Here is a 13,135-nt window from a genome sequence, read left to right as displayed (position 1 = left end):
CCACAAATAACTCCTTGACCAAGGAGAACGATCATTCTACTGTTCACCACATGAACGAAATCACTAGCAACGACACACGCGATATCATTCTGGATGTCACCGAAAAGTTGATCTACAAAAGTGGCATCGCTGCCACCGGCATGGACCTTCTGGTGAAAACCGCCGGCGTTTCCAGAAAAAGTATTTACCGCTACTTCGCCAATAAGGAAGCGCTCACCGTCGCGGCCCTGCAACGCCGAGATGAGCGTTGGATGCATTGGTACCGGACGGAGGTCGGCAAGGCTGAAACCCCGACCGAGCGGCTGCTCAACTTGTTTACCGTGCTCAAGACCTGGTTCGCCTCGGAAGGTTTCCGCGGTTGCGCATTCATCAATACCAGCGGCGAAACCGGCGACGCGCAAGACCCGGTTCGCCTGATCGCCAAAGACCACAAACAGAAGCTGCTCGACTACGTGCGCGAGCTCTGTACCGAACATGGCGCACAAGACCCGGAGACGCTGGCCCGACAGCTGCTGATCCTGATCGACGGTGCCATTACCGTAGCGCTTGTGATGGGTGATCACAGTGCCTCCGATAATGCGCAATGCATGGCGCGAAAGTTATTGGACCTGTAACACTTTTGATAATCCCGACAATTTGCTTGAACGTTAATTTGATAGGGAGACTTTATATGTCTACTGCCGAAGTTCGTCCGCCATTACCGCCGTTTACCCGTGAATCGGCCATCGAAAAAGTTCGCCTGGCCGAAGACGGCTGGAACTCCCGCGACCCGGAACGGGTGTCCCTGGCTTACACCCTGGATACCCAGTGGCGTAACCGTGCCGAGTTCGCTCACAACCGCGAAGAAGCGAAAAATTTTCTGATCCGTAAATGGGCCAAGGAACTGGACTACCGGTTAATCAAGGAGCTGTGGGCTCATGGCGACAACCGCATCGCCGTACGGTATGCCTATGAATGGCATGACGACTCGGGTAACTGGTTCCGCTCCTACGGCAACGAGAACTGGGAGTTCGATGAAAATGGCTTGATGTTCAATCGATACGCTTGCATCAACGACATGCCGATCAAGGAAAACGACCGCAAGTTCCATTGGCCGCTGGGCCGCAGACCGGATGATCACCCAAGCCTGTCCGACCTGGGACTGTAACGTCACCTCACACCCGATGATCGTTCCCACGCTCTGCGTGGGAATGCATCCCGTGACGCTCCGCGTCACATCCGAAGCGGACGCGGAGCGTCCATGGCGGCATTCCCACGCAGAGCGTGGGAACGATCGGCTGTAACAGGATAACTTTATAGGTAACATACCGGCCTTCCCCGCAGCCCCTCTTCTGCGCCCTGCCGAATTAAGCCCATTCCATGCCTTTCGAACTCAGCGTTGACCTCACCACCTTGGCCGTTCTGGCCCTCGTCGCATTCATTGCCGGTTTCATCGACGCCATCGCTGGCGGTGGTGGTCTGCTGACCACTCCGGCGCTGCTGACCGCTGGCCTGCCGCCGCATCTGGTGCTGGGCACCAACAAACTCAGTTCGACCTTCGGCTCGGCCACTGCCAGTTTCACTTTCTACCGACGCAAGTTGTTCCATCCTCGGCAATGGACGCACGCCATCGTCGGCACGTTGGTCGGCGCACTCACTGGCGCGGTGGTCGCGCATTACTTGCCAGCGGAATGGCTGAACAAAATGCTGCCGGTGATCGTTTTCGCCTGCGGCCTGTACCTGTTATTCGGCGGCACACCGAAGGCGCCGCTGGACAGCGACGCACCGATCAAGAAAAAGTGGCAATCGACCCAAGGCTTCAGCCTCGGCTTCTACGATGGCGTGGCCGGCCCGGGAACGGGAGCGTTCTGGACCGTCAGCAGCCTGCTGCTCTACCCCATCGACCTGGTCAAGGCCAGCGGCGTGGCGCGCAGCATGAACTTTGTCAGCAACATCGCGGCGCTGTCGGTGTTCATATTTTCCGGGCAAGTGGACTGGATCATCGGCCTGAGCATGGGCCTGTCGGTGATGGTCGGCGCCTTCTTCGGTGCGCGCACCGCCATCAGTGGCGGTGCGAAATTCATTCGCCCGGTATTCATCACCGTGGTGCTCGGCTTGACCGTCCGGTTAGCCTGGCAGCACTGGTTCAGCGTGGCCTAAGCGCCGCGCCACATAGACGTCGATCAGGTAACGGGCAATCGAGCGTGACGCCGGCAACGGCGGCAGCTCGTGCACGTTGAACCACTGGGCGTCTTCGATCTCGTCTTCCTGACAGACGATCTCGCCCCCGTCATACTCGGCATGAAAACCGAGCATCATCGAATGCGGGAACGGCCAGCATTGACTGCCCATGTACTGGATATTCTTGACCTCGATCCGCACCTCTTCGCGGACTTCGCGAATCAGGCAGTCTTCGGCCGATTCACCCGGCTCGGCAAACCCTGCCAACGTGCTGTAAACCCCCGTGACAAATCGCGGCGAACGGGCCAGCAGAATCTCGTCGCCACGGGTCACCAGCACGATCATGCTCGGTGAAATGCGCGGATAGTGGCGTAGATCACAGGGTTCGCAATACATAGCCCGCTCCCGCGACACCTGGCTCATCACCTGCCCGCAATTGCCGCAAAAACGGTGCTCACGGGCCCAGGTACCGATTTGTGCGGCGTAGCCGAGCACCTTGTAGACGGTGTGATCGCCGTCAAGCATGAACGCTCGCAGGCCTTTCCAGTTGCAGCCCGGCACTTCGCTGTGACTGCGCAGCTCCAGCAAGTAGACCGGTTCGCCATCCAGGTGACCGATGCCGTGCTCGGCGAGAATCGACAGGTCCTGACGCTTGAGCCATTCGCGTGGAAACAGCGCGCCATTGTCATCGAACAAAAAACCTTCGGGGCTGCGCGCCACGGCCCAGCCGCCGGGTTGATCGGTGTCCAGTACTGCAGTGGTCCAGCGTGAAATCATGGTTAATCAGTCCAGAAATTCGGGTTTCTGTTTGCTCATATGGGCGGCCATGGCCACGCGCAGATCGGTGGATTGGAGCATGGCGGCGTTCCAGGTGGCGACGTATTCGAGGCCGTCGTCGATGCGATGGTCGCGCATGTAGCTGATCATCTCTTTGGTCCCGGTGACGGCAATCGGCGACTTGCCGGCGATCTCGCGGGCAATGCCCATCACGCCTTCAAGCAGGCTGGCGGTGTCGCTGTAAACGCGATTGACCAGGCCGATGCTGCGCGCTTCATCGGCGCCGAAGGTGCGACCAGTGTAAGCCAGTTCACGCAGCATGCCGTCACCGATTATCCGTGGCAAGCGTTGCAAAGTGCCCACATCGGCGGCCATGCCGATGTCGATTTCCTTGATGGAAAATTGCGCGTCCTCGGCGGCGTAACGCATGTCGCAGGCCGAAATCAGGTCGATGGCGCCGCCCAGGCAATAACCCTGAATGGCCGCGAGCACCGGTTTGCGGCAATTGTCGACGGCATTGAATGACGCTTGCAGGTTCAGGATTTTCCGGCGCAACAAGCGCGCATTGCGGCCGACATCCTTGCCCAGCTCATTGGCCACACCGGCCAGCATCATCAGGTCGATGCCGGAAGAAAAATGCTTGCCGGCGCCGCTGAGGACCACTACGCGCACTTCGTCGGTGTCATCGATCCACTGGAAAATCTCGATGATCTCGCTCCAGAACGCGGTGTTCATCGAGTTGATTTTTTCCGGACGGTTGATCTGCACATGGGCGATGTTATCGGCCAGTTCGACGCTGAAGGCGGTGTATTGAGACATGGCAGTGATCCTTTACCGGGCAGAATATGAGGCCCGAACTATAACAAGGCATTAGTGTCGGCAGTAAGGCAGCGGCTGTTATTTATCAGACAGGCCTGCAACCCCGAATTTCACCAAATCCTGCGCTCTCGGAAACTCTACTCCCGGCCCCGTCAGCACGGTGTACCGGACTTTGTCGCCGACGAGAAAATAATCATCACCCTCCGCCGTCAAATTGAGCCCGATGCGGATCGCCAGCCGCGAACAGCCATTGTCGGGAATCACCAGGGCAAACTTAGTCGACGTTGCATCGACCCAGATTTTCCGAATGGCGTTGATCGTGCCTTTGCCTGTTCTTTTTTTTATTGGCGCTTCCATCTCTATCCTCCAGTCATCGGTGTGTGGTGCGACAACTTGACTGCGCTGGGACAATGAAACGCCAAAATGGCAACAGTGACTACTATCAGGTTTGACAGTTTTGCGCGATGTCAGACCGGCGTCGGCAACCACAACCGAAACCGCGCCCCGCCCAACGGTGATGGTTGCGCAGTGAGTATGCCGCCCTGCGCTTCCAGCGCCCGGCGGCTGATCGCCAGGCCCAACCCAAACCCACCCGTGGCGCGATCGCGGCTACGATCCAGCCGATAAAACGGTTCGAATATCCGCTCCCGCTCTTCCTGCGGAATGCCGATGCCATCGTCATCCACCCAGATCTCACAACCCTTCGGGCACACCTGTACGCCAATCTGAATCCGTTTTTCGCAATACCGCATAGCGTTACGCAACAGGTTCTGGATCGCCCGGGCGGTCAGTCGCGGATCCAGCGAGAAGCGTTCGAGCTGGCCGTGGAGCAGCACGTCGATGACGATTTCCGGGGATTCCAGTTCTTCGTCGACGCTGCCCAGAATGCTGTCGATGAATTCATCCAGCGACACGTCGACCTGCTCCGGCAACTGCCCCGGGTTTTGCAGGCGGCTGTAAGACAGCAGTTCCAGCACCAATTCATCCAGCTCGCGAATGTGTGCGACCAAGCCTTGCAGACGTTGGCGACTGGTGGCCGGCAAGTCGTCGGACAGCGCCAGGGCCAGGCCAAAATCCAGCCGCGTCAGTGGCGTGCGCAGTTCGTGGGACACGGCGTTGAGCAGATCCCTTTGCTGGTTGAGCAGGTTTTCGATATCACCGGCCATGGTATCGAAGACGTTGGCCAGGCTGCCAATGTTGGAGCTGGGAGAAATCTGCGTGCGCTCGCTCAAGTGGCCCTTGCCGAAGCGTTCGGCGGTGCCTTTGAGGCGTTCCAGATCGCGCCAGTGGGGGCGCAACCACAGCAATAGACAGGCGAGCATGGTCGCGCCAATCAACACGTTGATGCTCCAGTACAACCAACTGACGTCCGTCGGGTCCGGCGGCACGACCATCTCCACCACCATTTGCTCGTTCAGCGGCGCCACCGCCAGGGTACGCCAGCCCCAGTCACCGATACGCACAACGTTCTCACCGCGCTGCAAGCGTTCACGTTCATCCCGGGTAAATTCCGGGTCGTCGTTGCGGGTCAGCACGATGTGCAGCGGCTGGAATTCCTTGTCCATCTCGGCCGCCAATGCCGGCCACTGCTCCGAGGGCACGGCGCTAAACTGTTTGGCGATCAGCGTTTGCAAACCTCGGGAGTAATCGAGGTTGTAGGTCACAAAGCGCTCATGGAAGACCTTGATCACCAGATCCGGCACCAGATAAATCGCCGCGCTGAACGAGACGATGGTCACCAGATAGAGACGAAACAGAATTCTGAACATGGATTCAGCATTCCCACTCAGAGCGGCTGAACAGGTAACCCTTGCCCCACACGGTTTTGATCTTGCGCGCTTCACCGGCATGGTCGTCGAACTTGCGCCGCAGCTTGGAAATGGCCACGTCCACCGAGCGGTCGGTGCCGTTGAATTCAATCCCGCGCAGGCGTTGCAGAATCTGGTCGCGGCTCAGCACTTCGCCGGCATGCCGGGCCAGCACGACCAACAGGTTGTATTCGCCGCTGGACAATTCCACCGGTTGCTCGCGCCAGCTAACGGTGCGTTCGGACAGGTCGATGCACAGGTTGCCCATGATGATGCGGTCGTTGGCCGTCTGCGGCTCACTGAGGCTGCTGCGCCGCAACAAAGTCCGCACCCGCGCCAGCAACACCCGTGGTTCGCAGGGTTTGGTGACGTAATCGTCAGCGCCCATTTCCAGGCCCAGCACTTGATCGTGGCTGTCGTCGCGGGCGGTGAGCATCAGGATCGGCAGCGCCGCCGAATCGGCGCGCAGCAGGCGGCAGACTTGCATGCCGTCAAGACCGGGCAGCATCAGGTCGAGGATCACCAGGTCCGGCGGGCTTTGCCGCGCCCGTTCGCGCACATGGTCGCCACGGCTGATCACGTTGACGCTATAGCCGTTGCGTTCCAGGTAGCTGGCGATCAGTTCGGCGAGGGCGGTGTCGTCTTCGACTAGGAGGATGTTGGGCATGGGGTGTTTCCAGAAAGTGCTGTGGCGATTGTTCCGTTAGCGCAACCCCTGTAGGAGCGAGCTTGCTCGCGAAGACGCCAGTACAGTCAACATTGATGTCGCCTGACATACCGCTTTCGCGAGCAAGCTCGCTCCTACAAGGTTCCGAGGCTTGCCCGCGAAGGCGGCCTAACTGTCGCAATAAATTTCAAGCTGCGAAGGATATACGCCCTCACCCGCCCACGAGCAAAACCCTTACACAATTTCACACAGCGCCTACAAAGCTTCACCCCTACCCTCGTCGGCTCCCCGTAGGATGCGGGAGGTCATTATTGGGGGATTTACATGTCAAAGAATCTGCTTGCCACGCTCAGTCTGATCGCACTGGCGTTGACGCTGAGCGCTTGCGACCAGTCTTCGACTGCCGAAGATCAGGCGCCGCTGGCTACCGTGCGGATCGAAACCATCGAAGCCCGGCCCCTGTCGATCAGCAGCGAATTGAGCGGGCGGATCGCCGCGCCGCGCATCGCCGAAGTACGTGCCCGAGTTGCCGGCGTGGTGTTGCAGCGGGCCTTCCGTGAAGGCAGCGACGTAAAAAAAGGCGACGTTCTCTTCCGCATCGACCCGGCCCCGTTCAAGGCTGACCTCGACAGCGCCGAAGCGGCGCTGCGCAAGGCCGAAGCCAATGCCTTCCAGGCGAAACTGCAGGAACAACGCTACGCCCAGTTGATCGATGACAAGGCCATCAGCGCTCAGGATTACGACAACGCCCGGGCCAATTCCCGGCAGACCGCTGCCGATGTCGCGGCCAACAAAGCCGCCGTGGACCGGGCGAAACTGAACCTGGGTTACGCCACCGTCACCGCGCCGATTTCCGGGCGCATCGGCCGAGCGCTGGTGACCGAAGGCGCGCTGGTCGGGCAGAACGAAACCACCCCTTTGGCATTGATTCAGCAGTTGAACCCGATCCACGCGGACCTGACGCAATCGACCCGTGAACTCAATGACCTGCGCCGCGCGTTCCGTTCCGGCCAGTTGAAGGAAGTAGGCCAAGGTCAGGCCAAAGCCACATTGATTCAGGACGACGGCAGTCTCTACCCGCTGCCGGGCAAGCTGCTGTTCACCGACATCACCGTCGACCCCGGCACCGGCCAGATCATCCTGCGCAGCGAGTTTCCCAACCCGGACCTCGACTTGCTGGCGGGCAGCTTCGTTCGCGTGCGTCTGGAGCAAGCGTTCAATCAGCAAGGTATCAGCGTGCCGCAACGGGCCATCCAGCGTGACAGCGCCGGCATTGCCCAAGTGCTATTGCTCGACGCCGAGCAGCGAGTCGGCCAACAACCGGTCGAACTGGGCGCGGTGCAGAACGATCGCTGGATCGTCACCCACGGCCTCAAGCCCGGCGACCGCATCGTCACTGAAGGCCTGCAACATGCGCGCCCCGGTGAAACAGTCCAGATAGACGACACCCCTCTTCCACTTGCCCAGGTTTCTGGTCAGTAAGCAGGACGCTTTTTTATGCCGCAGTTCTTTATCGACCGCCCGGTATTCGCCTGGGTGGTCGCCCTGTTCATCCTGCTGGCCGGTGCGCTGTCCATTACGCAGTTGCCGGTGGCGCAGTACCCGAACGTTGCACCGCCGAAAGTAGAAATCTACGCCACTTACCCCGGCGCCTCGGCGCAGACCGTGGACGAAAGCGTGGTCAGCCTGATCGAGGAAGAGCTCAACGGCGCCGACCACCTGTTGTATTTCGAATCCCAGAGCAGCCTCGGCAGCGCCACCATCACCGCGACGTTCCAGCCCGGCACTGACCCGGAAATGGCACAGGTCGATGTACAAAACCGCCTCAAAGTGGTTGAGTCGCGCTTGCCGCAAGCGGTGACCCAGCAGGGCTTGCAGGTTGAGAAAGTCTCCGCCGGTTTCTTGCTGCTGATCACCCTCACCTCCAGGGATGGCAAGCTCGACGACGTGGCGCTCAGCGATTACCTGGCGCGCAACGTGATGAACGAAATCAAGCGTCTGGACGGCGTCGGCAAGGCCCAGCTGTACGGTGCCGAACGGGCGATGCGGATCTGGATCGATCCGCAGAAGCTGATTGGTTTCAACCTGACCCCGGCCGATGTCAACGCCGCCATCGTTGCGCAGAATGCTCAGGTTTCTGCGGGCAGCATCGGTGACTTGCCGGCCCGCACCACTCAGGAAATCACCGCGACCATTCTGGTCAAAGGCCAGCTGTCGACGCCTGAAGAATTCGCCGACATCGTGCTCAAGGCCAACCCTGATGGCTCCACGGTACGCATCGGCGATGTGGCGCGGGTCGAAATCGGCAGTCAGGAATACCAGTTCTCCACGCGACTGAACGGCAAACCGTCGACCGCCGTCAGCGTGCAACTGTCGCCGGGCGCCAATGCCCTTAGCACCGCGACCCTCGTGCGGGCAAAAATGGATGAACTGGCGCGCTACTTCCCGGCCGGTGTGGAATACAAGATTCCATACGACACCTCGCCCTTCGTCAAAGTCTCGATCACCAAAGTGGTCTACACCCTCGTCGAAGCGATGGTGCTGGTGTTTGCGGTGATGTTCCTGTTCCTGCAAAACATCCGCTACACGCTGATTCCGACGCTGGTGGTGCCGGTGGCGCTGATGGGTACCTTCGCGACCATGCTGGCGCTGGGTTTGTGGCGTCAGGTTATCAGGCTCGACCCTCACCAGATCGTTGAAGTAGTCGATCACCTCGCCCGATGAGCTGCATCCGCGCCAGTTGGGCCAGAATTCATCGCCTAATTCTATTCCTGGATAGTTGATGTACGTTTCCAGACGGTCGTCGCCTAACACCACCAGATCAATGGTGTTGCTGGCTCCCAGGCTGGGAACATCCGGTTGGGGTAGTGCAATTGCCATGAGGTGGACTCCCTTTTTGAGTCTGAAACTCGTTTAACCGACAACTGAGCGCGCCGGGTTCGCTGCGCTTTCAAACACGTTGTCTTTCCTCGATGGCTAGTTTTTACGCCTTGATTAGCGCTTTGCCTACTATCAGAACTGATAGGTTACGTGGCATGGAACGGCTGTTATTGTTTTCACATAACACCCTGCATTGATCGCCGAACACAGCTGAACATCATGTGAAGTAGGTCTTTTTTATATGGGCTGCAGCCTTCTGCAGTTCAGTCTGTTATAGGCAGACCTGGTGGATACCTCCTGTGTCATATAGCGATTTCTGCTTTCATCGACAACGAGGTTTATTCCATGACAGCCACCAGTTCCGTGACCATGGCCGTCATGGGGGGACATCAACTTACCCTTGAAAGGAAAAGCGTTGGATGGACAGCCTATAAATTGCACGAAATAGATCCCATGCAAGGGCCGAAGTTGCACCTTGATTTGGAATTGCATGAAGTGCCGGGCATTATCGACGAGGATGGGCGGGTCAGACTTGATCTGAGCGTAAGCGATAATTTTGAATTGACATTCGGTACTTCAGATCATGAGAAAGCGGTAGGTGGTGACTTTTTCAAGCATTTATTCAATCAATTGCCGGATGAACAACGTATTTATACCCTGGGCGTCATTCAGCCTGGAAACAGCCCGTTGATGGCGCCGAAATCGTTTGAGTTGCGTACTCAGCCGAGCGGCCCTCTGGCCCCTAACGCGGAATCTGAAACATATGGCGAGGGTGCCATTCTTGCCTTCGTGCGGACCATGGTTCGCCTGGGCGGGGATTATCCGGGGGAAGGCTACAGGTATCTGATTCCTGATGATGTTGGCAAAGATTACTCGGCCACTGTGTTGTTTGATCGCAGGCGAGTGGCGGGGATGGTGTTGCTGGATGAAATGGAAAATTTGTTTGAAAGTGAGTTTGATTATGAGTTTGACGACGAGGGTGAGTTGGTAAGCGCTACTGCAAAGTCAGGGAAGTTGGTGATTCCTGAAATATCCGGCTCGGACAACTTGCTTGGGTCTAAAATAGAGTGGAAAACCGATCCAATGGTGATTCCATTAGTTGATCCTCATACACTGACTCTCGGTATTTCGAGGGACAAACTGACTATTGACTGGAACTCGGATGCCAAAACGCACCTGATAATGCGCACAGAGGGTCAAGAGCCTTTCGAGACGGATTTGGCGATTATTATGAATACGCATGCTGAATACGAATTCGTGGAAAGTGATGATGGGGAAGTAGTGCTAAAGAGAACCGTATTTAGCCTTAGTCCGAAGGTATCACCCGTAGAAACGGAAATGAAATCTGATTTTTGGATAGGAATTTTATTATTGTTTTTGGGCGTGGCATTGTATCCTGCGTATCTTATTTTTAGAGTTACGAAGAGCATAGAGTTGGCATTCAGAGAGCAATTCCAAGCCGAAACATCAATTAACGACTACTTGCAAGAAGTCATTAAACTAAACTTCGGTCAAGCCATTCAAGGCGAAGAAGTTTACGCCCCCCACGACATCGGCTTTTTCGGCCGTATCAATCCCACCCAAACGTCATTCGTGATCAGCCCACTGGAACCGCTGTTGCAAAAAGGCGGCACGCAACAGTTCACCACTGACCCGGTGAAACCCCTGTACGGCACCGTGGGAGAGCCGCCAATGGGTACAAATGAATTGTCTCCCCGACCGTCGAGCGGCGTGCCCAGTTTGATGCGCACACCAATGCCAGGAATATTGGTTTGCAAAATCTTCCCGGTGACATCTTCGCCATTGATCGGGTCCAGCGTGCCCGGAAATATCGGGGCCGTCGCACGGGCATCGAACATCAGATATTGAGAGCCATCATTGGTGCATTCCGCCGCCACACCTGGATTGCTGGAGGTGGACTGCGTCAGATCAACCGCGCCGATGACGGTGCCGGCGCGAGCGTCCCGCGGGACATATAACGTACCCAGGTTGCGTTGATAGTTCTTCATCGTGGGGCCGCCGGCGGGTGTAAGCCATCGCCAAGGCAAATCCCGGGCCACGTAAATCATTGGTTTGAACTTCGGGAGGATTGATCGAAACCGTATATAGGCCGGTGCGCGGATCAACGCCATTTTTCAGAGCACTCATGAAGTTAAATGCGTTGGAAGACAGCCCTCTCAATACGCAGGACAGTGGCTATGGCTATGGCTGGGACATACAGTTGTCGCAATACGCCTTGGGCAATCAGATTCTTTCATTGAGTACCGGAGAAACCTTCAAGGTCACCGGAAGCGACAGCGCCAGCGGGCAGTTGACGATGAAGGAGAAGAAGCTCGACAGCTTCCATTTCTATCAAGACAGCGACACCCGTTACCGAGTCATGCACAAGTCCGGCATGGTCGAAATTCTTGAAGTCCACGGCAGCGCCCAGAACAGAGTGGCCCTGCCCGTGGAGATTCATTCACCCACCGGGCACAAATTGACACTCGGCTACAAGCCATTCAGCGGATCGCATCAGATTCTGGATTGGGTCAAGGATGACTCGGGCGAGACCTTGCTCACGGTCAAGCGTGAAAGCACCTTTGTCGAAGTGCTGATGCAGCCTTTTGCCGGGCCGGAGGGTGACCCATAGGCTTTCAATGCACACATAGACGTAGTTGCCAATGTACTGGTAGAGATTGTCGAGGCCATTATCAGCCCAGGATAGGGTCAGGCCACCACCCAGGAAGTTCTTTTCGCTTTCTCCGGGGACTTCGCTTTTGTAGGTGTAACGCACATCGATCGACGGTTGCTCGAACCCCGGATGGCTGAGGTGGCGGGTGACCCGGGGCAGGGGCTTGCGAACGCTGCTGGCCGGGAACTGATGGCCCAGGTCCTGATAGAACATTTCCTCGCGCCCGCCGCTCGGGGTTTCCACCGCTGACATGCACAAGTGATCGTTGACGAGTCGGTAATCGAAGTGCCAGGCCGCCGGTTCGTCAGTCGGCAGGTCGATTCGGGTGACGTACTTGCTCGAGGACGCCAGGGTCATGACGAAACGTGCCAACGGGTCAACAACATAGCGTTCGCGACGCAAATCCGGCTCAACAGCCTGTCTAACCGGGTGACCCTGGTGAAAACCGGTCCGCTGGCACAAGGTGTCCATACGCTCAATGGCAGCGAATTGTTCAGCGGCCACTTTCCGGATTTGGGCAAGGTGTTCGGTTATGGATTGACCGGCACCATCATCACCGCCCAATGCAGCGTAGGCGCCAATCCGGTCAGCGCCGACCCGGTGTTGCTCGGCGAGTGGGACAAGGCTGACTTCACTCATCCGGGCTATGCCACGGCAGCGGTGCCTTTCAGTATTACGTTAAGTTCCTGCGAAACCGATTCTGGCGGCCGTCCCGTTGCGACGGCCCATATTCAGCTCGATGGGGTAAAGGGGTCCGTTCCCGTAGGGCCGATATCCAACGGCGTATTCAGCCTGACAACCGACTCCACGGCCCAAGGGGTCGGCATTCAGATACTCAAGGCCGATGGCGTCACGCCCGTGGAGTTGCGGACTCAAGTGCCCCTGGTCGCGATTTCGTCCGGCACCACCGTTCTGGATTTCAAAGCGCGTTTCTACCAGACCGAGCCTGCCAGTGCGGTTCGCGCTGGCCTGGCCAAAGGTGCATTGAACTTCACCGTGACCTATCAATAAGCCTCGCAATATCAACAAGCGGGTTAGCCATGAACTGGAAACCCGCTCCTGCGAACTGCTCAATCCACCAGGGTTGGTGTCAGTGTCGGAAATGGCTGCCAGGTCAACTTGCCATCGAAACTTACCCTGACCCGCACTTCAAACGCTGTAGCGATCTTCAAACGTTGCAGATCGGCCTTGGAAATTCGTCCCACGTCAATGACCGGTGCAACTTGCGGAACCGGGGACTCCGTGAGCACCGGAATGTCGAGCTGTGAGCCACTGCTGCTGACCCCTCTTACCGTAATGGTGAGGAACTGCTCCGTGCCCATGAAAGTCCAGCTCCCAAGCTTAAAATTG

General features: G+C 57.6%; 12 protein-coding genes and 2 pseudogenes. 8 read left to right on the top strand and 6 right to left on the bottom strand.

Annotated features, from left to right (window positions below):
• Positions 1-50: 50 nt before the first annotated feature.
• The 3 genes from MEB48_RS00815 to MEB48_RS00805 all read left to right on the top strand — a co-directional run bounded on the left by MEB48_RS00815 (position 51) and on the right by MEB48_RS00805 (position 2,139).
• Positions 51-614: a TetR/AcrR family transcriptional regulator gene (locus MEB48_RS00815; protein WP_237880964.1), complete on the top strand. Its 564-nt coding sequence runs from the start codon at positions 51-53 to the stop codon at positions 612-614.
• 56 nt (positions 615-670) lie between these two features.
• Entirely contained in the window at positions 671-1,147 is a 477-nt protein-coding gene (locus tag MEB48_RS00810) for a nuclear transport factor 2 family protein (protein ID WP_237880962.1), read from the top strand.
• A 212-nt stretch (positions 1,148-1,359) separates the two neighbouring features.
• Positions 1,360-2,139, top strand: coding sequence for a TSUP family transporter (locus MEB48_RS00805; protein ID WP_007900140.1), 780 nt, complete (start codon positions 1,360-1,362; stop codon positions 2,137-2,139).
• Here the strand turns inward: MEB48_RS00805 and nudC are convergent.
• The 5 genes from nudC to MEB48_RS00780 form a co-directional block, all read right to left on the bottom strand.
• Positions 2,107-2,937, bottom strand: coding sequence for an NAD(+) diphosphatase (nudC, locus tag MEB48_RS00800; protein WP_237880960.1), 831 nt, complete (start codon positions 2,935-2,937; stop codon positions 2,107-2,109). The genes MEB48_RS00805 and nudC overlap by 33 nt on opposite strands.
• A gap of 6 nt (positions 2,938-2,943) precedes the next feature.
• Positions 2,944-3,756 (bottom strand): crotonase/enoyl-CoA hydratase family protein, encoded by an 813-nt coding sequence (locus tag MEB48_RS00795; protein WP_237880958.1) that lies wholly within the window; start codon positions 3,754-3,756, stop codon positions 2,944-2,946.
• Positions 3,757-3,834: 78 nt separating this feature from the next.
• Positions 3,835-4,113, bottom strand: coding sequence for a hypothetical protein (locus MEB48_RS00790; protein ID WP_237880956.1), 279 nt, complete (start codon positions 4,111-4,113; stop codon positions 3,835-3,837).
• 110 nt (positions 4,114-4,223) lie between these two features.
• Positions 4,224-5,525, bottom strand: coding sequence for an ATP-binding protein (locus MEB48_RS00785; protein WP_237880954.1), 1,302 nt, complete (start codon positions 5,523-5,525; stop codon positions 4,224-4,226).
• A gap of 4 nt (positions 5,526-5,529) precedes the next feature.
• On the bottom strand, positions 5,530-6,231 hold the full coding sequence (locus MEB48_RS00780) for a response regulator transcription factor (protein WP_237880953.1): 702 nt from the start codon (positions 6,229-6,231) through the stop codon (positions 5,530-5,532).
• A gap of 324 nt (positions 6,232-6,555) precedes the next feature.
• Between MEB48_RS00780 and MEB48_RS00775 the strand changes: the two genes are divergently transcribed.
• The 5 genes and pseudogenes from MEB48_RS00775 to MEB48_RS00755 form a co-directional block, all read left to right on the top strand.
• Positions 6,556-7,713 (top strand): efflux RND transporter periplasmic adaptor subunit, encoded by a 1,158-nt coding sequence (locus tag MEB48_RS00775; RefSeq protein ID WP_237880951.1) that lies wholly within the window; start codon positions 6,556-6,558, stop codon positions 7,711-7,713.
• A gap of 15 nt (positions 7,714-7,728) precedes the next feature.
• Positions 7,729-8,910: pseudogene (locus MEB48_RS00770) on the top strand (efflux RND transporter permease subunit); the annotation flags it as partial.
• Positions 8,911-9,456: 546 nt separating this feature from the next.
• Positions 9,457-10,980 carry a hypothetical protein gene (locus MEB48_RS00765; RefSeq protein WP_237880949.1) on the top strand — a complete coding sequence of 508 codons (1,524 nt, stop codon included), beginning with the start codon at positions 9,457-9,459 and terminating at the stop codon, positions 10,978-10,980.
• A 277-nt stretch (positions 10,981-11,257) separates the two neighbouring features.
• Positions 11,258-11,743, top strand: a complete 486-nt coding sequence (locus MEB48_RS00760; protein ID WP_237880947.1) for a hypothetical protein — start codon at positions 11,258-11,260, stop codon at positions 11,741-11,743.
• A 456-nt stretch (positions 11,744-12,199) separates the two neighbouring features.
• A pseudogene (locus tag MEB48_RS00755) lies at positions 12,200-12,796 on the top strand (fimbrial protein); the annotation flags it as partial.
• Positions 12,797-12,855: 59 nt separating this feature from the next.
• On the opposite strand, the gene MEB48_RS00750 reads toward MEB48_RS00755, so the two are convergent.
• Positions 12,856-13,107, bottom strand: coding sequence for a hypothetical protein (locus MEB48_RS00750; RefSeq protein ID WP_237880945.1), 252 nt, complete (start codon positions 13,105-13,107; stop codon positions 12,856-12,858).
• Between the last annotated feature and the right edge of the window lie 28 nt (positions 13,108-13,135).

The organism is Pseudomonas sp. PGPR40 (assembly GCF_022014505.1).
Classification (GTDB): Bacteria; Pseudomonadota; Gammaproteobacteria; order Pseudomonadales; family Pseudomonadaceae; genus Aquipseudomonas.
This window is presented reverse-complemented; position numbering and strand designations above follow the sequence as displayed.